General features: G+C 61.3%; 24 protein-coding genes. 18 read left to right on the plus strand and 6 right to left on the minus strand.

Annotated elements, in window-relative coordinates; translation table 11 throughout:
• Positions 1–75: 75 nt before the first annotated feature.
• On the minus strand, positions 76–420 hold the full coding sequence (locus tag M1E02_RS00140; RefSeq protein ID WP_479376161.1) for a toxin-antitoxin system YwqK family antitoxin: 345 nt from the start codon (positions 418–420) through the stop codon (positions 76–78).
• Between the two features lie 69 nt (positions 421–489).
• On the opposite strand from M1E02_RS00140, the gene M1E02_RS00145 reads away from it, so the two are divergent.
• Both M1E02_RS00145 and M1E02_RS00150 read left to right on the plus strand, forming a co-directional pair.
• Entirely contained in the window at positions 490–1,263 is a 774-nt protein-coding gene (locus M1E02_RS00145) for a DeoR/GlpR family DNA-binding transcription regulator (RefSeq protein ID WP_479376162.1), read from the plus strand.
• Positions 1,260–2,450: an MFS transporter gene (locus M1E02_RS00150; protein WP_479376163.1), complete on the plus strand. Its 1,191-nt coding sequence runs from the start codon at positions 1,260–1,262 to the stop codon at positions 2,448–2,450. Before M1E02_RS00145 ends, M1E02_RS00150 begins: the two co-directional genes overlap by 4 nt.
• Here the strand turns inward: M1E02_RS00150 and M1E02_RS00155 are convergent.
• A complete protein-coding gene (locus M1E02_RS00155; protein WP_479376164.1) occupies positions 2,383–3,099 on the minus strand; it encodes a phosphatase PAP2 family protein in 717 nt (238 codons plus the stop codon). The genes M1E02_RS00150 and M1E02_RS00155 overlap by 68 nt on opposite strands.
• Positions 3,100–3,233: 134 nt before the next feature.
• On the opposite strand from M1E02_RS00155, the gene M1E02_RS00160 reads away from it, so the two are divergent.
• The 9 genes from M1E02_RS00160 (at position 3,234) to M1E02_RS00200 (ending at position 13,703) form a co-directional block, all read left to right on the plus strand.
• Positions 3,234–4,730, plus strand: a complete 1,497-nt coding sequence (locus tag M1E02_RS00160) for a phosphatase PAP2 family protein (protein WP_479376165.1) — start codon at positions 3,234–3,236, stop codon at positions 4,728–4,730.
• Positions 4,731–4,877: 147 nt separating this feature from the next.
• Positions 4,878–5,822, plus strand: coding sequence for an ABC transporter ATP-binding protein (locus tag M1E02_RS00165; RefSeq protein ID WP_479376166.1), 945 nt, complete (start codon positions 4,878–4,880; stop codon positions 5,820–5,822).
• A gap of 3 nt (positions 5,823–5,825) precedes the next feature.
• Complete coding sequence (locus M1E02_RS00170) at positions 5,826–6,719, plus strand: ABC transporter permease (RefSeq protein ID WP_479376167.1); 894 nt, start codon at positions 5,826–5,828, stop codon at positions 6,717–6,719.
• An 18-nt stretch (positions 6,720–6,737) separates the two neighbouring features.
• Positions 6,738–8,003, plus strand: a complete 1,266-nt coding sequence (locus M1E02_RS00175; RefSeq protein WP_479376168.1) for a sensor histidine kinase — start codon at positions 6,738–6,740, stop codon at positions 8,001–8,003.
• Positions 8,000–8,722, plus strand: coding sequence for a response regulator (locus M1E02_RS00180; protein ID WP_479376169.1), 723 nt, complete (start codon positions 8,000–8,002; stop codon positions 8,720–8,722). The genes M1E02_RS00175 and M1E02_RS00180 overlap by 4 nt, the downstream gene beginning before the upstream one ends.
• Positions 8,723–8,789: 67 nt before the next feature.
• A complete protein-coding gene (locus M1E02_RS00185) occupies positions 8,790–9,677 on the plus strand; it encodes an intradiol ring-cleavage dioxygenase (protein WP_479376170.1) in 888 nt (295 codons plus the stop codon).
• A gap of 32 nt (positions 9,678–9,709) precedes the next feature.
• Positions 9,710–11,056, plus strand: a complete 1,347-nt coding sequence (locus M1E02_RS00190) for a M18 family aminopeptidase (RefSeq protein ID WP_479376171.1) — start codon at positions 9,710–9,712, stop codon at positions 11,054–11,056.
• A gap of 255 nt (positions 11,057–11,311) precedes the next feature.
• Positions 11,312–12,736: an amino acid permease gene (locus M1E02_RS00195; protein ID WP_479376172.1), complete on the plus strand. Its 1,425-nt coding sequence runs from the start codon at positions 11,312–11,314 to the stop codon at positions 12,734–12,736.
• Positions 12,737–12,842: 106 nt separating this feature from the next.
• The gene (locus M1E02_RS00200) at positions 12,843–13,703 is read left to right on the plus strand and encodes a prephenate dehydratase (RefSeq protein WP_479376173.1); all 861 of its coding nucleotides are present in this window, start codon (positions 12,843–12,845) and stop codon (positions 13,701–13,703) included.
• 51 nt (positions 13,704–13,754) lie between these two features.
• On the opposite strand, the gene M1E02_RS00205 is transcribed toward M1E02_RS00200, so the two are convergent.
• The gene (locus M1E02_RS00205; protein ID WP_479376174.1) at positions 13,755–14,438 is read right to left on the minus strand and encodes a DUF1345 domain-containing protein; all 684 of its coding nucleotides are present in this window, start codon (positions 14,436–14,438) and stop codon (positions 13,755–13,757) included.
• Positions 14,439–14,786: 348 nt separating this feature from the next.
• Between M1E02_RS00205 and rpsF the strand changes: the two genes are divergently transcribed.
• From rpsF to rplI, 4 genes are all read left to right on the plus strand, one after another.
• Positions 14,787–15,092, plus strand: a complete 306-nt coding sequence (gene rpsF, locus M1E02_RS00210; protein WP_050683795.1) for a 30S ribosomal protein S6 — start codon at positions 14,787–14,789, stop codon at positions 15,090–15,092.
• A gap of 53 nt (positions 15,093–15,145) precedes the next feature.
• Positions 15,146–15,715: a single-stranded DNA-binding protein gene (locus M1E02_RS00215; RefSeq protein ID WP_479376175.1), complete on the plus strand. Its 570-nt coding sequence runs from the start codon at positions 15,146–15,148 to the stop codon at positions 15,713–15,715.
• Between the two features lie 125 nt (positions 15,716–15,840).
• Positions 15,841–16,080 carry a 30S ribosomal protein S18 gene (gene rpsR, locus M1E02_RS00220; protein ID WP_003800144.1) on the plus strand — a complete coding sequence of 80 codons (240 nt, stop codon included), beginning with the start codon at positions 15,841–15,843 and terminating at the stop codon, positions 16,078–16,080.
• Between the two features lie 18 nt (positions 16,081–16,098).
• Positions 16,099–16,551, plus strand: coding sequence for a 50S ribosomal protein L9 (gene rplI / locus M1E02_RS00225; protein ID WP_050057159.1), 453 nt, complete (start codon positions 16,099–16,101; stop codon positions 16,549–16,551).
• A gap of 122 nt (positions 16,552–16,673) precedes the next feature.
• Here the strand turns inward: rplI and M1E02_RS00230 are convergent, their stop codons facing one another.
• Positions 16,674–17,096, minus strand: a complete 423-nt coding sequence (locus M1E02_RS00230) for a DUF1801 domain-containing protein (protein WP_479376176.1) — start codon at positions 17,094–17,096, stop codon at positions 16,674–16,676.
• A gap of 167 nt (positions 17,097–17,263) precedes the next feature.
• On the opposite strand from M1E02_RS00230, the gene M1E02_RS00235 reads away from it, so the two are divergent.
• A complete protein-coding gene (locus M1E02_RS00235) occupies positions 17,264–17,908 on the plus strand; it encodes an FMN reductase (RefSeq protein WP_479378244.1) in 645 nt (214 codons plus the stop codon).
• Between the two features lie 80 nt (positions 17,909–17,988).
• Entirely contained in the window at positions 17,989–18,354 is a 366-nt protein-coding gene (locus M1E02_RS00240) for a TFIIB-type zinc ribbon-containing protein (protein ID WP_479376177.1), read from the plus strand.
• A 3-nt stretch (positions 18,355–18,357) separates the two neighbouring features.
• Here M1E02_RS00240 and M1E02_RS00245 read toward each other — a convergent pair whose 3' ends face one another.
• Positions 18,358–18,927, minus strand: a complete 570-nt coding sequence (locus tag M1E02_RS00245; protein ID WP_479376178.1) for a hypothetical protein — start codon at positions 18,925–18,927, stop codon at positions 18,358–18,360.
• A 3-nt stretch (positions 18,928–18,930) separates the two neighbouring features.
• A complete protein-coding gene (locus tag M1E02_RS00250; protein WP_479376179.1) occupies positions 18,931–19,392 on the minus strand; it encodes a hypothetical protein in 462 nt (153 codons plus the stop codon).
• A 661-nt stretch (positions 19,393–20,053) separates the two neighbouring features.
• On the opposite strand from M1E02_RS00250, the gene dnaB reads away from it, so the two are divergent.
• Positions 20,054–21,433, plus strand: a complete 1,380-nt coding sequence (gene dnaB / locus M1E02_RS00255; protein ID WP_479376180.1) for a replicative DNA helicase — start codon at positions 20,054–20,056, stop codon at positions 21,431–21,433.
• Positions 21,434–21,471 lie beyond the last annotated feature (38 nt).

Here is a 21,471-nt window from a genome sequence, read left to right on the forward strand (position 1 = left end):
GAGGGAGGGCTTGGTGTTTTGGGGCGAAAAGTGAGGGAGGGTTTGGTGTTTTGGGGCGAAAGGTGAGGGAGGGTTCTATTTGAATGTCTTGCGCTTGGTCTCGGAGCCGTCGGGGGCATAGGTAACCCACTCACCCAGCTTGCGGCCGACGTCGTACGTTCCTTCGTCCAGCAGCTCACCGGTGCTGTGCCAGCGTTGCCAGAAACCGTCCTGCTGGCCATCCCGGAAGACACCGCGCTGCAGCAGGCCGCCACCCTCGCGGTACCAGACGCAGTCGCCGTCGAGTTGGCCCCCGGAATAGCCGACGTCTGCCTTTAGCTGACCGTTTCGGTAGTAGAACCTCCAGCGGCCCTGCCTCTCGCCATCGACGTATTCGCCGCTCCCCGACACCTTGCCATCTTTGAACAACTCTTCAGCCATGGAACCAGCTTACGTCCAGAAAACGCCACTAACCGTGACTAAGTGATCACTTTCCACTATCATTTGAGCGTGAAGACTGAACAAAGGCACCGTCTCATCGCCGAGCTTCTGCGAACGCGGGATGAAGTCAGTGTTGAGGAACTCATCATTGAATGCAGTTCATCAGGAGCCACCATCCGCCGGGACCTTGAAGTGCTGGCAGGACACGGCGTGCTCCGGCGGATCCACGGTGGCGCGAAAAGCCTGGTGCTGAGGGGCGAAAACCCCGGCTACGGTCAGCGCGAACTTGAAGACCAAGCCATCAAGGTGAAGATTGCGGCTGGCGTCGCCTCGCTCTTAGGCGATCGCGAACACGTCTGGCTGGACAGCGGGACCACGGCGACAGAAATTGCCCGTCAACTGCGCCAGCGCGACCTCACACTGATGCCCATGTCCTTGAGGTCCGTGAACGTCCTGGCGGTGGACGATTGGCAGAGCGGACATCGCCCGGCGCTGCTGCTCCCCGGTGGAAGCCTGATTCCTGGAGAGTTTTCCTTCCGTGGACCGTTGGCCGAGAGAACCATCCGTTCCCTGCGCTTCGATACGGCTGTGGTGACCCCCTGCGCTTTGAACTTCAAGGACGGCCTGTTGGCACACGACGTGGACGACGCCGCGGTGAAACGCGCGGGTCTGGAGTCAGCGGCCCGGGTAGTGGTTGCCTGTGTCGGCTCAAAGTGGAACGGTAATGCTGTTGCCCTCGTCGCCTCCCTGCCGGCCGTTGATGTTCTGGTCACGGACAGAATCCTCACTCCTGAAGAACTTGCACAACTCGAAACGTACTCTGTGAAAGTAGTGACTGTATGAGCGTCAGCATCGCAACCGGCCCCAGCCTGAAAGCGGCATCGGTGGCTACCTTCCTGATTTTCGGGGTGAACGGGCTGGTCTTTGCCAGCTGGGCTGCACGGATCCCGGCCGTTACCGAAATCCTGCACCTGACATCGGGCCAGATGGGCACGCTGCTCCTGTGTACAGCTATCGGTTCGCTGATCGCCCTGCCCACGGCAGGGTGGGTTGTCGGCCGGATCGGGACGGCCAATACAGTTCGTGCCAGCGGGATCCTCGCCGCACTGGCCGGCGCAGCTGTTGCGTTCTCCCTTTTGGCAGAGTCTGTACCGGCCACCGCCCTGGCCCTGTTCTTCTTCGGCATGGGTATTGGACTCTGGGATGTTGCCCAGAACATTGAAGGGGCCGACGTCGAACACCGGCTTAAGCGGACCATCATGCCTCAGTTCCACGCGGCTTTCAGCGGCGGTGCTTTTGTGGGAGCCCTCATCGGTTCTGCCCTGTCCACACTCGGCGTGAGTCTGCCCGTGCACCTGCTGGTCATCGCCGCTCTGGTTGCCGTTCTGACCCTTGTGGTGCCGCGATACTTTCTTCCCCATATCGCCGCCCAGCGGCCCGCAGACGGAGAACCCAAGCCGGACAAGGGACCGTCTGCCTGGCGTGACGGACGGACCCTCCTGATCGGCGTGGTGGTGCTCGGCGCTACTTTGACCGAGGGCGCAGGCAATGACTGGATCGCCAAGGCATCAGTTGACGGCCTTGGCACCAGCGAATCCACGGGGGCATTGCTCTTCGCGGTCTTTGTCCTGGCCATGACTGCGATGCGGTTTGCGGGCGGCATGGTCATCGACCGCTATGGACGGGTGGCCGTGCTGCGCGCCAGCATGGCCGCGGCAGCCGCCGGCCTGGGTCTCTTCGTCCTGGCAGGAAACGTGTGGTTGGCCGGGGCGGGCGCCGCCCTCTGGGGCGTGGGAGCCGCACTGGCCTTCCCCATGGGGATGTCAGCGGCTGCGGATGATCCCCGCCACGCTGCCGCGCGGGTGTCCGTGGTGTCGACGATAGGCTACATGTCGTTCCTCGCCGGCCCGCCATTGCTCGGATACCTCGGGGATATCACAGGGATCCACCTCGCGCTCCTTGCTATCCTCGCTCCGATCCTGGTTGCCTTGCTGCTCGCTGGCGCCGCGAAGCCCTTGCACGCCAAGTAAGCAACCTGCGGGCGTCGGTGTTTTCCCTGACGCAGGCGCCCTGAAACATTAGCCAGACCAGGGGCACTACGGCGGCGGCAAGTAACGCACCACCCAAGGTGTCCATCAGCCAGTGCGCGCTGAGGTACGTCCGGCTGACCATCATGGTGAGTGTTCCGAGAACGGCAAACACCCAAACCCACAGCCGTCCGATCAGGAGTGCAACCACCAGCAGAAACGCGGCTGTGGCGGACACATGGCCGGAGGGAAAAGAACCCGTATCGGTGAGGACGATGGTGTTTGCTGGGCGGCCGCGTCCAATTCCCGCCTTGATCAGCTGGGTCAGCAGTGCCACGGAGGCCGCGGCGATAACGGAGAAAACGGCAGCCTGGGGCCTTCTGCGCACCAGCAGAACGATGACGAGGCAGGCGTGCAGCACGTAGATTCCGCGGTAGCCAGCCAGGTTAAGGAACTCGTTGATGCCGTCCCACGCGGGGCTGCGCAGCGTCCCGACGAGCTGGTGCCATCCGTTGTCCAGGGCCAGGAAGGGCGGGTTCGCCTTGTTAGCCAACAGCAGGCCGCCCAGAACTGAGATCAGTGAGAGCAGGGCCGTACTGGCCGCGATCACCGGGCCTGGGGAATAGTGCTGCGGGTCAAGGACGCGCGTCATTGATTCATCGTAACCATCAAGCGATGGGGAAGTTGAGCCAACGATTGGGTCGGCGTGCCTCCTGCCGGGCGATGCCGGACACTCCACAAACGCCACGGAAATCCGCAACGGGTCTTGGGTTGTAGGGTGGGGAAATGCGAAGGATGCTGAGGAGGGGGCCCGGAAGGATTGCGCGTCTGGACCGGGCACTCGTTAGGGCCGTTTCGGGTTTCCCCGGCGGTGAACACGACGATTTCTTCCGCCGGCTCTCCGCTGTAGCGAACAAAGGGAAGCTCTGGTTCGCGGTGGCCGCTGTCCTCGCCATTTTGAAGGGAAAACCCCGGAGGGCAGCCCTTCACGGCTTGATTGCGCAAGGCGTGGCTTCGGCGGTGACAAACCTCGGTTTCAAGACCCTCCTGCCGCGCGCGCGGCCACTTCCGGAGCACCTGCCGGTGTTCCGTTTCGTTCATCCGCAACCAACGAGTTCTTCTATGCCGTCCGGGCATTCGGCGTCAGCAGCGGCGTTCGCTGTGGGTGCTGGTTTCGTCCATCCCGGTATAGGAGCGGCACTGGCTCCCGTCGCCGCCGGAGTTGCATACTCAAGAGTGCATACAGGTGCCCACTGGCCGTCAGATGTGATCTTCGGATCTGCCATCGGTGCGGGAGCCGCTTTCGTCACCAGAAAGTGGTGGCCGGTCAGGCCACCGTTCCCGGACACCCGGCGAAACCGTACCCAGGCGCCGAAGATCGCGGGCGGACAGGGCCTAAGCATTGCAGTTAATACCCTTGGCGGATCCTACGGCCCTGAAACGGTAGCCGCCCTGCAGAAGGTATTCCCGTCGGCGTATATAAAAGAAATCAGCCACGACGATGATCTGCTTGCTGCAATCCGGGCTGTGGCCACCCAGCCAGGGACCCAAGCCCTGGGCGTCTGGGGTGGGGACGGTACTGTTGGCGCCGCAGCTGCTTATGCTGTGGCGGAGAAACTGCCCTTGTTGGTGCTTCCCGGCGGAACCCTCAACCACTTCGCCCGCGACGCCGGTACCTCCACGCTCACCCTGGCGCTTGATGCTGCTGAAAAGGGTGAGGCGGCACTTGCAGACGTGGGCCACGTTGTGGTGGAGCGTGGGATGCCTAACAACCCGGAGCGCCTCGAACTGACAATGCTGAATACTGCCAGCATCGGCTTGTATCCCGATATGGTCAGGCGCAGGGAGCATCTTCAGCCCGGCATGGGCAAGCCCCTTGCAGGAGTAGTGGCCATGCTGCGGACCTTCGCAGCCGGCACGCCCACCACACTGTTCGTGGACGGGGTCCGGCACAAGCTCTGGATGCTCTATGTGGGCCGGGGCAGGTACTTTCCCCGGGACCATGCCCCACTGGTGCGTCCGGTGATGGACGACGGCGTCCTGGACTTCCGGCTCATCACGGCCGATGAATCATTCGCAAGGCTGCGTCTGTTGTGGTCGGTTGTCACGGGGACGGTGGCGACGTCGAAAATCACCCATCTTCGGGAGGCGACGAGGATCAGGGTCGAGGCAAACGGCGCCCCGCTGACTCTCGCAGTGGACGGTGAGGCCATTCCCGGGGTTCGCACCGTGGAATTCACGGTGCGGCGCGGTGCCCTCACGTACTACTCCCCCGAACCCTGAGGGTACCCGGAACCATCATCCGATCGGACTACCCTGATTCTCCCCTGAATCATCCCTGAGACCGGCGAATTTTCGGCCCGGCATGGGTAGCGTGGTTGGTGCACCCCAACGCACCCTGCATCCACTGCTACGCAAAGGAAAGCTTCCATGATTGAAGCAAAAGGCCTGACGAAAATCTACGGCGACAAAACCGCCGTCGACGCCGTCAGCTTCACGGTCGAGGCAGGCCGGGTCACCGGCTTCCTGGGACCCAACGGGGCAGGCAAGTCCACTACCATGCGCATGATCATGGGACTTGACCGGCCGACGTCGGGCTCCGTCACTGTAAACGGGGTTCCATTCGCCAAGCACGTGGCCCCACTCCGTGAAATCGGATCCCTGCTGGACGCCAAGGCAGTGCACACAGGGCGCACGGCCTACAACCATCTACTGGCCATGGCAGCCACGCACAGCATCCCCAAGAAGCGCGTCAACGAGGTCATCGAAATGACCGGGCTCTCAGAGGTGGCAAAGAAGAAGGTCAAGGGATTCTCCTTGGGTATGGGCCAGAGGCTCGGAATTGCAGCTGCACTCCTGGGCGACCCCCAGACGGTCATTCTGGATGAACCGGTAAATGGCCTTGATCCCGAAGGCGTGGTGTGGGTGCGTAACCTCGCCAAATACCTGGCTGCGGAGGGTCGAACTGTGTTCCTCTCCAGCCACCTCATGAGCGAAATGGCAGTAACTGCGGACCACCTCATCGTCATCGGCCGCGGCAGGATCATTGCGGATGCCCCCATCCAGGAGATCATCAACGGCAAGGGGCAGAGCCGGGCACGCGTCCGGACCGACCAGCCCGAGCACCTGATGAACATTCTGGCCGGGGAAGGTGTCTCCATCCAGGTCCAGGAGCCGGAATTACTGGAAGTCACTGGACTTGATCCGCGCCGGATAGCCCGCGTGGCGATGGACAACCGCGTCATGATCTACGAACTCACGCCGTTGCAGGCAAGCCTCGAGGAAGCCTATATGGAGCTGACCAAGGACGAGGTCGAATACCACTCGCTGATAACTTCGGGAGCCCCTGCTCCCGTCCAGGCCGGAGGCAACTGAGCCATGAGCACATCGACACCGAATGCGTCCACACTGAACTCATCACCGAACTCGCTGGCACCGGGCCGTCGTGGAACCAGCGCCGGCATCGGACCGGGTCCCAGCTTTTTCCGGGTCCTGAATTCGGAATACATCAAATTCCGCACCCTCACGTCGACCCTGATTTTGTTGGTCTGCACGCTGCTTGTCATGGTGGGCTTCGGTGCTCTGGCCGCCTGGACAACGGGCATTTTCGCCGAGCAGGCGTTGAGCGATCCGGAAGCTGCCGCGGCGCTGGCAGCCCAAGGAGGGGAGCTTGCAATTGGCGTGCCCACTTCCGGCATCCTCTTTGCCCAACTGATCCTGGGTTCACTGGGCGTGCTGCTGATGAGTTCCGAATTCACTACCGGAATGGCGCGCTCCACGTTTGCAGCCGTGCCCAAGCGGCTGCCTGCTTTCGCCGCCAAACTGGTTGTGGTGGTGGTTGGCTCCTTCATCCTCACGGCCATATCTTCCCTCCTGGCGGGACTGATTGCGCTTCCCATCCTTGACGCGTACGACCTCAAACTGGATCTGGCGGCTTCCCAGCCCATGAAACTCCTGCTGGTCAACAGTGTGTATGTTGGCGCAGTGGCAGCCATTGGTCTGGCGCTGGGAAGCATCATCCGGAATTCCGCCGGCGGCATTATGAGCCTTGTCGGTCTGTTTTTTGTGGTTCCGATTGCCCTGGAAATCATTCAAGGCGACGTTGTGAAGGAGATACGAAAGTACCTGCCCAGCAACACCATCAGTCCAATGACCGCCGTGGAGCATGAGGCGGGCAATCTCGAAGCCTGGCAGGCCGCCCTGGTGCTCGGCGCCTGGGTTGTTGTTCCCGTGGTCCTGGCCATGGTGCTGCTGAAGAAACGGGATGTGTAGCCACCTCCGATTCAGCGGATGAGTGAAATTACGCAGGTAAAGGGCGCGTCGACCACCCACGTCGACGCGTCCTTTGCCGAGATAACCGCGCGCAGGCGGGGCCGCCTGAGGCGTTATTTGCATGCTCGTCCCCGTTTGGTGGATGTCCTGGTTGCTGCGGCTTACCTGTTGCTGGTGACGCCCACCATCGTTGAAGCCGCGAACGACGGCGACTGGGCAGGTATCGCTCTAATGGGCACTCTGGCCGTGGTGCTGCTGTCCCGCAGGGATCAGCCGGCCATGGTTGTGACGGTGGTTGCCATACTTGAAGTCGCCATCACCATGCTGCATCCTTGGGGCGCAAACGTCTCCGCAGGGTTGTGGTTTGCCCTTTATGCATTGGCTGTTTCCCATACCCGCCGGTTCGCCCTCGCGGCGCTGGCTCTGGCAACAACGCCGCTTTCACTGGTCTACTTCCTGATGCTGGTTGGGCCCCTTCCCGACAATGCCGGAGGCGCAGGCAATGACCTGCATCTGGTCAGCCTGGTTGCCGGCATCACCATCACGCTTTCCAACGTCATTGCGGCCGGCATCGGCTTGTCGGTCCGGCAGCGGCGCCTTCACGAGCAGGAAATTGCCGCCTGGGCTTCGCGTGCTGCCCAGTTGGGATCCGTCAATGAGCGGAACCGGATAGCCAGGGAAATGCACGATGTCATCGCCCACTCCCTGACCGTGATGGTCACGCTTTCGGACGGTGCCGCCGTCGCTGTTAAAAGGAGCCCCGAACAAGCAGGCGAGGTTCTTGGTGAGCTGTCACGAACCGGCAGGACAGCTCTGGCCGACATGCGCCGTGTGCTGGGCGTCTTGAGGAATGACGGGCCCGGCGAATCTCCTCGCGAACCTCTGGCGGGCAGTGCCACGCTGGGTAAACTCCTGGATGGCTTCCGCACGGCCGGCCTTCCGTTGCATTTCTCGCATACAGGGCCGGCGCTTCCGGCTGACGCGGCGTTCCAACTCACCGTCTACCGCATAGTGCAGGAATCACTGACTAACGTGCTCCGTTATGGCCGCGGCCTGGGCCGGGTAGATGCAAACATTGTGCGCGAGGGCTCCCGGGTGACCATAGAGGTGACTGACGACGGCAAGGGGAGCACGCCGTCGGGCCAGTTCGGGACCGGCCAGGGAATCGAAGGCATGAAGGAACGGGCTGGAATCTACAACGGAACAGTCGACGCCTGCCCTGGCATCACCGGTGGCTGGAGTGTGAGGGCAGTGCTGAACATGACTGACGAGGGGATCAAATGAGCGGCAAGGATGCTATACGGATTGTGCTGGTGGATGACCAGCCCCTACTGCGGATGGGCTTCCGCCTGATCCTGGAGGGAGAGGATGGGCTTGAGGTTGTGGGGGAAGCCTCGGATGGGGCAGAGGCCGTCCGTCAGGTCCGGATCCTGGACCCCGACGTCGTGCTGATGGACGTGAGGATGCCGGTGCTGGATGGGATCGAGGCAACGCGTGCAATTTCGACGTCGGGATCAAATGCCCGGGTGATCATCCTGACCACTTTCGATCTGGACGAGTACGCCTTCGCGGGATTGCAGGCGGGGGCATCGGCCTTTCTCCTCAAGGATGTGGCCCCGGCAGAGCTGACCCAAGCAGTAAGAGTGGTAGCCAGCGGCGATGCAGTGGTGGCACCTCGGGTGACGCAACGATTGCTGGAAACGTACGTCCGCGGCAACGGATTGGGAGTCGCAGGGCAAGCAAGCGGCGGCTACGGGCAGGTCTCTGCTCCGGCGCGGGATCCCCTGTTGGACGACCTCACTCCCCGTGAGACAGAAATGCTGGAGTCCATGGCTGAGGGACTTTCCAATGCCGAAATCGCCCGGAAGTTCTTCCTCTCGGAGGCCACAGTGAAAACCCACGTCCGCAGGATCCTCACCAAGCTTCATCTGAGGGACCGCGTCCAGGCTGTGGTTTACGCCTACGAAACCGGCCTCGTGGTGCCGAACAACCCTGACTACTGACTCATGGCACAGCCGAAACACAGGAATGGCCTATGCACCGCATAGCAGGGGGAGGTTCTATTGAGCCATGAACAACCTCCCTGAGCCCCACGAACCGCACCCGAATCACGACCGCGGCCTTGAGTTCGACCTTTCCACGCTAATGAGCCGCCGTTCGCTGGGGGTTTTCCTCGGCGCCGGAACGGCGTCAGCTGCTCTTGCCGCGTGCACGCCGGGCGGGTCGACCGGGGGAGGCACCAGCACGGCGCCGTCTACCGCAACTGCAACCAGTACGACGACGGCGACCGCCACAGCCTCGCCCACCTTGACCAGGGCGATTGCCGAATGCGGCGTGGAGATTCCGGCGGAAACAGCAGGCCCCTACCCCGGCGACGGCTCAAATGGCCCCAATGTCCTGGAGGCTTCCGGCGTGGTGCGGCAGGACATCAGCTCCAGCTTTGGAACATCAACCACAAAGGTGGACGGCGTCCCGCTGACCGTCACCATGACTCTCCTGGACAACTCCAACGGCTGCGTCCCGCTGGCGGGTGCTGCCGTTTACGCCTGGCACTGCGACCGGGACGGCAAGTACTCCATGTACGACTCCGGGCTGGAAAACGAAAATTACCTCCGTGGCGTCCAGGAGGCCGACGCGAATGGGCAGGTCACTTTCAAGACCATCTTCCCCGGCGCCTACAGGGGACGCTGGCCCCACATCCACTTTGAGGTTTTTGAATCCATGAGCAACGCGACGGCCGCCGGCCAGGTACTTGCGGTCTCGCAGATCGCGCTCACGGATGCAGCCTGCCGCGAGGTCTACGCTTCCTCTGGGTATGACACCAGCGCCAGCAACTTCCCCAGCACCACTCTGCAATCGGACATGGTCTTCGGGGATGACGGCGGCATCCACCAACTGGCCACCATGGGCGGGTCCGTATCAGCGGGTTACACGGCAGGGCTCAACGTTACGGTTTAGGCGGAGATATTGGCAGCGATAGACTCGACGCCATGCCTTCCAAAACCACCGCCGCCGAGCACATCCAGGACCTTGCGGCGTATGTCATGGCCTCGCCGTCGAGTTTCCACGCTGTCCATGAAGCCGCCCGCCGACTGGATGAAGCAGGGTTCATGGGGCTGGACGAGCTTGCGTCCTGGGATGTTGTGGACGCTGGAAGTAAGGGCGCCGGCAAGTTCTACGTGATCCGCGACGGCGCCCTTATCGCCTGGGTGACTCCATCCGAGGCGGGACCCACCACGGGCTTCAATATCCTGGGCTCCCACACCGATTCGCCCTCCTTCAAGCTCAAGCCCAAACCCACAACGGGCAAGTTCGGCTGGCTGCAGGCAGGGGTGGAGGTTTATGGCGGGCCGCTGCTGAACTCGTGGCTGGACCGGGAGCTTCGGCTCGCGGGCCGGCTGGTCATGCTGGACGGCACCCAACACCTCACCGCCACAGGTCCGCTGCTCCGCTTTCCCCAACTGGCCATCCATCTGGACCGCTCAGCGAACGACGGCCTCACCCTGGACAAGCAGCAGCACATGAATCCTGTCTTCGGGCTCGGGGAGCCGAACGGAGAGGATGTGCTCGCGATCCTTGCCGAAAATGTGGCTGGTGACGCGACGCTGGACCCGGGGCAGATCGGCGGGTACGACGTCGTTATTGCAGATACGCAGGAACCCGCGGTTTTCGGGGCAAAGGGGGAGTTCTTCGCCTCAGGGCGGCTGGACAACCTGTCCGCCACCCACGCCGGACTCACGGCCCTGATTAATCACACTGCCTCGCCCGGCAGCACCGAGGGGCAGGCGCCCATCGCCGTGCTTGCGGCCTTCGACCATGAGGAGATCGGGTCGGCGTCCCGTTCGGGTGCTTGCGGGCCCGTCCTTGAGGACATTCTGGTCCGCATCTCGGATGGCCTTGGTGCCTCGGTGAGCCAGCGGCGGCAGGCCTTTGCGGCGTCCTTCTGTGTCTCTGCGGATGCCGGGCACGCAGTCCATCCGAACTACTCCGAGCGGCACGACCCCGCGAACAAGCCTGTCCTCAACGGCGGCCCGCTCCTGAAAATCAACGCCAACCAACGCTACGCCACAGATGCGACCGGTGCGGCGTTGTGGGCGCGCTTGTGCGCGGAAGCCGGTGTGCCGTACCAGGAGTTCGTCTCCAACAACGTCATGCCCTGCGGATCCACCATTGGGCCGCTGACGGCAACACGTTTGGGCATCCGGACAGTCGATGTCGGTGTTCCGTTGCTGTCCATGCACTCAGCGCGCGAACTGTGCGGAGTGGAGGACCCGAAATGGCTCGCCGACGTCACCGGAGCCTTCTTCAGGACGCCTGCCACGACGTTTCATCAGTAGACCTTCAGCCAGTGGTTTTGCCCCGTCCCGTCGCGGTCCTCCCGGGCTGGCATGGTTTCCGGCGCGTTTCTGAATTGACCCAGAGGCAACAGCGAGTGCCTATTGGGCCGGGTTCTTGTTGACTTCTCCGTTTTGTGCAGCCGCAGACTGTATGACTGCACAGATCACTGAAGTGCGCCTGACGCTTAGGGTAGGAGCGATGTGATCCACGATACAAAGCTCCAACTGAACCCAGGAAGACGAGGAGAACCGCCCATGCAGGCTGAACAGCAACTCTCGAAGTCGCTTAAACCGCGGCACCTATCCATGATCGCCATTGCAGGTGTCATCGGCGCTGGCCTGTTTGTAGGCTCCGGCGCCGCCATCCAGCAGGCGGGCCCAGGCATTCTCCTTGCCTACATGGCGGCAGGCCTCGTGGTCATATTGGTCATGCGGATGCTGGGTGAAATGGCTGCGGCAAATCCGGAAACGGGTTCGTTCTCCACCTATGCAGACAAAGCGCTCGGGCGCTGGGCAGGGTTCAGCATCGGTTGGCTGTACGCCTGGTTCTGGATCATCGTGCTGGGCATCGAAGCCACGGCGGGCGCAGCCATCATGCACCGCTGGGTTCCTGGAATCGACCAGTGGATCTGGGCGCTGATCCTGATGGTCCTTCTCACCCTGACCAACCTTGGCTCGGTGAAATCCTTCGGGGAGTTCGAATTCTGGTTCGCGTCCATAAAGGTCACCGCCATTGTCCTGTTCCTGCTCTTCGGTGCAGCTGCGATCCTGGGCCTGGTTCCGGGAGTGCCCGCACCAGGGCTGAGCAACCTTGTGGAGAACGGCGGCTTCCTGCCCAACGGTCCGGGAGCTGTGCTCGCCGGCATCCTCGTGGTCGTCTTCTCCTTCTTCGGGGCCGAGATTGCCACCATCGCCGCAGGTGAATCGGAAAACCCAGTAGATGCTGTCAAGAAGGCCGTCCGCTCCACCGTCTGGCGCATCCTGGTGTTCTACATTGGCTCCATCGCCGTTGTGGTGACCCTCCTGCCGTGGAATGACGCCTCTGTAGCCAAGAGCCCCTACGTCGCCGTCATCGAGCTCTTCGGCATTCCCGGCGCGGGCACCATCATGGACATCGTGGTCCTGACATCGGTGTTGTCCTGCCTTAACTCAGGCCTGTACACCGCCAGCCGTATGCTGTTCTCCCTGTCAAAGCGCGGAGACGCCCCCAAATCCTGGACCAAGATTTCCTCCCGCGGCGTTCCCGCGTCCGCAGTGCTGGCCTCCACCGTGGTGGGATTCGTTACCGTCGGCCTGAACTACATCGCCCCGGATACGGTATTCCTGTTCCTCGTGAACACCTCCGGTGCCATCGCCCTGTTCGTTTGGCTGGTCATTTCCGCATCGCAGCTCATCCTGCGCCGCCGGATGGGTGCAGCCGCCAAGGATCTTTCCCTGAAAATGTGGCTTTTCCCCTACCTGACGTGGGTTGCGATTGTGAGCATCGTGGCGCTCCTCATCGGAATGGTGATTCTCGAATCCACACGCGAGTCTCTCCTGCTCTCGCTGGCCCTCGCTGCCGTAGTGGTCGGGATCGGCTTGTTCCGCTACCGCAAGCCAGCTGCTCCGGCTACACAGGCAGCGGATCCCGCCCCTGAAGCTGATGACGTCAGCGTTGGCGCCGGACCGTCGTCGTCCTAAAGTAAAGGTTGCTGCCGGCGGCTCATAGAGTCTGCTGGCAGCAACCGTAGGACGCATACCCTGCATGAGGCACATGCCGTACAAGGCATATGGGAGCATGTGCTCTATGGTTCCTAAAATTGCATACCAGGGTGAACCCGGGTCCAACTCAAACATTGCCTGCATGGAAATGTATCCCGAAATGATTGCCATGCCTTGTGCCAGCTTCGAGGACGCCTTCGGGCTGGTCACGGCCGGCGAGGCGGAGTTGGCGATGATTCCGATTGAGAACTCGATCGCGGGCCGGGTGGCAGATATCCACGCTCTCCTTCCGGACTCCGAGCTGCAGATTGTTGGAGAACATTTCCTCCGGATCCGCTTCGATTTGCTGGGGATTCCGGGCAGCACCATTGACGAGGCCAAGGAAGTACACAGCCACCTGCACGCCCTTGGCCAGTGCCGGAAACTGATACGTTCCCGCGGCCTGAAACCCGTTATTGCAGGAGATACTGCAGGCTCAGCCCGGGAGGTGCGGGAGTGGAATGACCCCACAAAAGTGTCCTTGGCACCGCCACTGGCGGCCGGTTTGTACGGACTCGACGTCCTGGCTACTGAAGTCGAAGACGATCCCACCAATACCACCCGCTTTGTGGTCCTTGGAGAGAAGCGTGCCCTTCCGCTCCGCGAGGAGTTACCGGAAGCTGTGGTCACAAGCCTCGTTTTCCGGGTGCGGAACGTTCCTTCAGCCCTTTACAAGGCATTGGGGGGATTTGCGACAAACGGAGTCAACATGACGCGGCTCGAAAGTTACATGGTGGGGGGCGAGTTTGCCGCCACCATGTTCCTGGCTGATGTGGAGGGACACCCTGAGGACATCCAGCTGAGCCTGGCCCTCAACGAACTTGAATTTTTCACGTCGGAAGTAAGAATACTTGGCGTTTATGGGGCGCATGCCTACCGGCTGCAGTGGAAACAAGAGGCGCTGTGACAGACTGCCAGCCGGTTCCTCCGGCCAGGTGTCTTCCGCCTGCTTTACCAATCAGCTGGCGAGGCCGATCACCAGATTGATGGTTGTCGCCAGGATTAAGGTGCCGAAGAGGTAGGACAGGAGCCCGTGCTTCAGCGCTTCGGCCCGAATTCTGTGGCTCTCCAGGTTCGTGTCTGAAACCTGGTAGGTCATCCCAAGGCTGGTGGCCACGTAAGCGAAATCTGAATACTGGGGAGGGCGCTCCTGGTTGAAGCTGATCCCGCCTGGTTCTTCCCCGCGTTTTTCGGGGTCGTAGTACAGCTCCGCATAGCGCAGGGTAAACAGGGTTTGCACCAGCAGCCAGGACAGTGCCACGCAGGACAGGGCGAGCAGGCCGCCAGCCAACACAGTCGGGCCGTTGGGGGAGCCGCGGTGTGAATCGACGACGACGGCGGCAACAGCCGCCAGGCTGGCCAGGTTTGCGGCAAGAATCAGAAGGTCGGTGGCGCCCCTGGACGGATCCTCCGATATTGCATGGGAGCGTGTCCCTGCGGGATCCAGCCTTCCGATCACAACCCACACCCAGACCACGTAGGTTAGTGAGGCAACCGCCCAGCCTATGGCCGGGGCCTCGATCCAGCGCCCAGTGAGACCGGCAGCCAGTGCTGCCGCCAGCCCCGCAAGAACCATAACCAGGAAGCGGATCCGGCTGCGCCTGACGAAGGTGGCAGGCAGTGCGGGGGAGGGGGAGTCCATGATCTGTACTCTAATAGCGCACCTTGTCCGCTACCCGACGCCTGACCTGGCCTTTGATGCGAGGCGGCTTTCCCGGGAGAAGCACCGGTTATCCACATGTCAGTTGGAGAGCCTTCCGCAGGCTTCCAGCAGGGTACTAACGTAAGTAACAGCTTCAGCCCGAGAGAACTGCCTCAAGAGAACTGCAAGTCCACCAGAAATCGCCTATCCGGTTCCGATGCACTAAGATAGTGAAGTCTGTGCTGCGCCCTGCCCCCACTATGGGAGCGGAGCATGCATGACACCGCAAATGAACCTCCTGTTACGGAAATGCCGTAACCGCTTAGCCCAAAGGAGGTGGGTTCACATATGCGTCCTTACGAATTGATGGTAATCATCGACCCCGAGGTCGAAGAGCGTACCGTTGAGCCGTCGCTTCAGAAGTTCCTGAATGTCATCACCAACGATGGTGGAACCATCGAAAAGGTTGACATCTGGGGCCGTCGCCGTCTGGCCTACGACATCAAAAAGAAGTCCGAAGGTATCTACGCCGTGGTGAACTTCACCGCCAAGCCGGACACCGCCAAGGAACTTGACCGCCAGCTGAGTCTCAATGAGACCATCATGCGCACCAAGATCACCCGCCCCGAAGAGCAGAAGGTTGTTGCTGAGTAATCAGCTCCACTCTTTTATTCTTTACCCCGCAGGAACGAACAAGGAGGCAGTAGATGGCAGGCGAGACCACCATCACGGTCATCGGTAACCTCACCAGTGACCCCGAACTGAGGTTTACACCGTCAGGCTCGGCAGTAGCGAACTTCACCATCGCTTCCACTCCGCGTACCTTCGATCGTCAGTCCAATGAGTGGAAGGACGGGGAAACCCTGTTCCTTCGCGCATCGGTATGGCGTGAGGCAGCCGAAAACGTAGCAGAATCCCTTACCAAGGGCATGCGCGTTATCGTTTCTGGCCGCCTGAAGAGCCGTTCCTACGAAACAAAAGAAGGCGAGAAGCGCACAGTTATCGAGCTTGAGGTCGATGAAATCGGCCCGAGCCTGCGCTACGCCAATGCCAAGGTCAACCGCACCCAGCGCTCCGGCGCTCAAGGTGGCCAGGGTGGCTTTGGCGGCGGAAATGCCGGCGGCTTCGGCGGCAACCCTGGTGCAAGCCAGGGTGGCAACTCCGGTGGAACCTGGGGCGCCAACCAGCCTGCTGCGCAGGATGACCCTTGGGCCACGCCCGGAGTCAGCAATGCAGGCGGCTGGGGCAACGGCCCCGATTCCGAGCCTCCCTTCTAACCACTCACCAAAGGGCCGACGTCGGAACCCGCCAGGGTGCCAATGGCACCGGGCGACTGCCGCCGTCGTACCACCACCATCCCGTGGATCAATATCCACGGGCTCCATAGATAAGGAGCTCCACGATGGCTAAGGCTGAACTCCGTAAGCCCAAACCAAAGTCCAACCCCTTGAAGGCCGCTGACATCACTGTCATCGACTACAAGGACGTAGCATTGCTGCGCAAGTTCATCTCCGACCGCGGAAAGATCCGCGCCCGTCGCGTCACTGGCGTCACGGTGCAGGAACAGCGCAAAATCGCCCAGGCAATCAAGAACGCCCGCGAAGTTGCTCTGCTGCCTTACTCCGGCGCTGGCCGCGGTTAAGGAAAGGGATTAACTAAAATGGCAAAGCTCATTCTGACCCACGAAGTAACCGGTCTCGGTGCTGCTGGTGACGTTGTCGAGGTCAAGGACGGTTACGCACGTAACTACCTGCTGCCCCGCAACTTCGCCCTGACCTGGTCGAAGGGTGGCGAGAAGCAGGTTGAGTCAATCAAGGCTGCCCGCGCCGCCCGCGAGCACGCTTCCCTGGAAGATGCTCAGAAGCAGGCTGCGGCACTGTCCGCTAAGCCGGTCAAGCTCGTTGTCAAGGCTGGCGAGACCGGACGCCTGTTCGGCACCGTCAAGCAGGGCGACGTTGCAGATGCTGTTGAGGCCGCTGGCCTTGGCCGCATTGACAAGCGCAAGGTTGAACTGCCGGCACACATCAAGTCGGTTGGTTCCTACCAGGCGAACGTCCGTCTCCACGACGACGTTGCTGCTGTAATCGAACTCGACGTAGTCGCAGGCAAGTAGTCTTCCGGCTTCTAGCCGCTGGATTCTGCAGTCCTGAACTGCTGAAGACCCCCGCTCCGTAACCCCCAGGGTTCCGGCGCGGGGGTCTTTGCTTTATCGCTCCGTGCGGGCATGTCCGACGTTCAGGACTGGTGCATCACTGTGGTGTTGTGCCGGTGGGCTGCCTGGATCAGCTCCACCAGGACGTCCTCGTCGATGTCGCTGAGGCTGTTGATGTACAGGCAGGCGGCACCCAGGGTGTACTTACCCAGCTTGGGAAGCAGACTGGAGGCCTCCGGAGCATACGTAAGCCCATAGAGGGACAGGCTTCCCTTGCGAGGCGAGAACCCAACGGCCACCGTATCGCCCTCCCTGCCGCTTTTGTAGCGGTAGTGGTAGCTCCCGAAGCCTACGATGCTGGGACCCCACATCACCGGCGTCTCTCCCGTGTTTTCCTTCATCAGGGTAAGGAGACGGAATCCGTCCCTGCGTCGGACCGGGTGTTCGACCCCCTCCAGGAAGTCCTCAACGGACTCCGGTGTTGGTTGGGTCTTGTTTTCAGCCATAACGGCAGTTTTTCAGACCTTGGGTGCCTTGTCAGCAAGTGCTCTTGATGACCTGCCCCGCGGAGAGGAAAAACGGCTTAGGTGGTTGCGGAATAAACCGCTGAGGGCATCGGTTCTTCAGATAGATGCAAATGCATGTAGACCAACGATCCTTCCAGGAGACAGCCGTGGAGACCCGCCACATCACCGTAATCACCGCCGGCCTTGGCGTACCGTCGTCGAGCCGTCTGCTTGCTGACCAGTTGGCAGCTGCGGCCAGCCGGGAACTGAGTGCTGCGGGCTATACGGCCGAAGTGGACGTCGTCGAACTTCGGGATCTTGCCGTGGACATCGCCAACAACTTTGTCACGGGATATGCCGCGCCCCGCCTGGCAGAGGTTTTGGCGGGAGTTGCTGCTGCTGATGGCATCATTGCGGTATCACCCGTCTTTAGCGCCTCCTACAGTGGCCTCTTCAAGTCCTTTATGGACATCGTGGATCCCGGGACCCTGGAGGGGAAAGCTGTGTTGCTGGGCGCCACTGGCGGCTCCGACCGCCATCAGATGGTTCTGGACTACGCAATGCGCCCGTTGTTCAACTACCTGCGGACCCGGATCGCACCCACTGCTGTTTTCGCGGGCCCACAGGATTGGGGAAACAGCGACGGCGGAGCGTCACCGCTTTCTGACCGGACGGAGCGGGCGGCGGCCGAGTTCGCCGAAATGCTGACCGCCGAACGTCCGGCTGGGAGATCAGGAGTACGCTCCCAGGATCTGGAGTCTCTTCCGTTTGAGCAGCTTCTGGCGGGGATCTCAGCGGGCCGGACGCAGTAGCGCCAAGGGATCCTTTCCACCGGAGCCCTCCGCTGAACTAATTCGTGGTGCCGATCGTTGTGGGGGACATGAAGTGTCCTGTGGATTCTATTGACCTGATCATGAGCGAACGCAGCGGTGTGGAGATTGACTACTGTCCCCAGTGCCGTGGTGTGTGGCTGGACCGCGGGGAGCTGGACAAGATCATCGACCGCGCCGCTGAGATGGGAACAGGGCAGGCTCCTGTGCCACCGTCGGCTCCCATGGCGCCGGGGCCCGGCATCGTCCCCCCACCGCTCTACAACATGGACCCCCGCAGGGACGAGAGGTCAGAGCGCCGGCCGGAGCAACCGCGCTACGACGACCGGGGGAACGACCGAAACTATGGAAAAGGGTACGACCGCGACTACGATCGCCGGCGTCCCAAGAAAAAGGAAGGCTGGCTTGGAGACCTCTTCGACTTCTAAAAGCTAGTCGTCCAGGAGGTCGATGAATTCCCGGGCCTGTTTGATGGTGATATCCGAGTGGCGGGTTAGGGCAAGTGCAGCCCCCTCGGTGTCCCCGCTTTTTGCCAAGGTCCGGATCCGGCCATAAATTTCGTCGTTGAGCATATTGCTGCTCACTTCACGAGTGACGTCGCCTTTGCTGGCGATAGCCCGGTAGCGGTAGGCGAAGCGCTGCGGAGTGTCATCATCCTCGTCCCTGGGCGGCTGTTCGGCTGCGGGAGGGCGGAAAGGCTGCGGGTGGGCGGCCAACGCTCCCACGGCGTCCCGCGAGGCGCGCAGGCCCTCTCCAGCGGCTTCATAGTAGAGCTTGATGGCCGCCATGGCCTGCCCCTGGGCGATGAGCGCGTAAAGCCTGCGGTGCTCATCCTCCGTGAGCTTGGCCGCCGCCGCCCGCGCGAGTTCCACCTGGGTCACAGGGGTCTGGCCAGGGGACTTCGAGGCGTTAGCGGTCCTGCGGTTCCAGGCGCGGGCGGCCAACAGAACGCCGGCTCCGACGATGAGCAAAATAACGACGGGGATCACTAGCGATTCCATGGACTACAGCCGATCTATGTAATTCTTGGCGGTTCTAAGGTCTGAGCGAGTGGCATCCCGCAGCATTTTGATGGCCTGCAACTTGTGACCGCCCCGCGCCAGCGCTTGCAGTTCGAGCTCGAAATGGGGATTCAGCTGGCCGCCGGGGAGAACAGGAGCCAGATATCCATGGCCGCCAACACCTGAGGCTTGCACATGCTGCGCCCTGTCACGCGCATTTTCCCTTTGCTGCGACTGCTGTTGCTCGTTTTGGCTGGGCCGCGTGGCAGCATCCACACGTGCCCTTGCGGCCTCGGCTGCCTGAACCTGTTTGGCGTAGTGGGCCTGGGAGCGCATGGCCAGCTCCAACTGATAACGCTCGGCATCAGACATGCCGGGGTTCCGCGGCCTTAAGGCGGTGGAGAGCCCCCATAGAACTGCCGCCACAATTAGGGCGGGCAGTATGACTTGCAGTACATCGCCCATATTTAGAGCTTATGCCAGATGCGTGTTATCCACAGCATATTCCGCGGCTTGCATAAAGGAAGAGCCGCGACAGTTGTAGAAATGAACGGCAGCAGACCTGAAGGCATCTTCCGGGTTGCCGTTTTGGCGCTTCTATGCGTTCCCGCAGCTGGCTATCCCCAGAGGCCAAGGTACAACCTGTGGATGAAGCTTTGTCTAAATAACTTTTCATCCACACCGTCCTCCTGACGTTTGTCCAGGTCAGAGGCCTAAGGCCACGCAAAGATTTTTTGTTTCCACAGCTTCCCCCACAGGCTGTGCACAAGGAGGAACAAGTAGTCCACAGGTTATCCACAGGCGTGGACAAAGCCCCGCTTGGTGCTTTCCGCGCAGCAGACTACCGTTGCGGAATACCCGGATTTTTGGGTGCCAAAAAGTGTCTTTCTATGCAAAGGACGGCTTACAGCAGGCCTTATTTTGGCTTTTTGTGCGCTGTTCTGTGGATAACTCTGTGCCAAATGGGGATAACCGCACTAGGGCGGGATAGAAAAACTGTCGTAGCGGGCTGATACCACTGGCTTGGAACCCACGGGTGTGGCGAAGACATGGCACCCAAGGGCAGATGGTTTACCCGCGTCTGTGTGGAATTTGTGCCCGCAGCGCACTACGGAGGACGGCAGCTTTGTCAGTTACGCACCTGGACTCAATCGAGGGCACTCGGAGCGCGGAAGGCAGCCGCAAACCACCCCAGGACATTCCTGCTGAGCAATCGGTACTCGGCGGCATGATGCTGTCCAAGGACGCCATCGCCGACGTCGTCGAAATTCTCCGAGGCCAGGACTTCTACCGGCCCGCTCACGAAACCATCTATGAAGCAGTGATCGACCTCTACGGCCGAGGCGAGCCCGCTGACGCCGTTACGGTATCCGATGAACTGACCAAACGCGGTGAGATCAACCGCATCGGCGGCCCGGCATACCTCCACGAACTCATCCAGACGGTTCCCACCGCGGCGAACGCCGGCTACTACGCCGAGATCGTCGCCGAACGGGCCGTGCTGCGCCGCCTCGTCAACGCAGGCACCAAGATCGTGCAGCTCGGCTATGGCCAGGACGGCGAGGTTGAAGACCTCGTAAACCAGGCCCAGGCCGAGGTTTATGCGGTGGCGGAACGCCGGACTGCCGAGGACTACGTGGTCCTCAAGGACGTCATGGAGTCCACGGTTGACGAAATCGAGGCGTCGGGTCACCGCGGCGAAGGCATGGTGGGCGTCCCTACAGGCTTCTATGAGCTCGATGAGCTGACCCATGGCCTTCACCCCGGCCAGATGATTGTCATCGCTGCCCGCCCCGCCGTGGGTAAGTCAACCTTCGCCCTGGACTTCGCGCGTTCGGCAGCCATCAAGAACAATTTGGCTACCGTGATGTTCTCGTTGGAAATGGGCCGGAACGAAATCGCCATGAGGCTCCTCTCGGCCGAAGCGACCATCGGCCTCCAGGACCTCCGCAAGGGCACCATCAAGGACGAACAGTGGTCCAAGATCGCCACCACTATGGGCCGGATGAACGATGCTCCCCTTTTCATCGACGACAGCCCCAATATGTCCCTCATGGAGATCCGGGCCAAGTGCCGGCGCCTCAAGCAGCAGCATGACCTCAAGCTGGTGATCCTTGACTACCTCCAGCTCATGAGTTCCGGCAAAAAAGTGGAGTCCCGCCAGCAGGAAGTATCTGAATTCTCCCGTGCGCTCAAACTCCTGGCGAAGGAACTTCAGGTTCCGGTGATTGCCCTCTCCCAGCTGAACCGTGGATCGGAACAGCGGCAGGACAAGCGGCCCATGGTTTCGGACCTGCGTGAATCAGGATCCATCGAGCAGGATGCAGACATGGTGATCCTGCTTCACCGCGAGGACGTTTATGACAAAGAGTCGCCGCGGGCAGGGGAAGCAGACATCCTGGTGGCTAAGCACCGTAACGGTCCCACCAAGGACATCGTGGTTGCCTTCCAAGGCCACTATTCGCGGTTTGCCAACATGGCTGCCGACGCCGGCGGCGGCTTCTGACCCAAAGGTCTTCCGTCACGAGCGCGTTCTGACACAAA

The organism is Arthrobacter sp. Z5-13 (assembly GCF_056499105.1).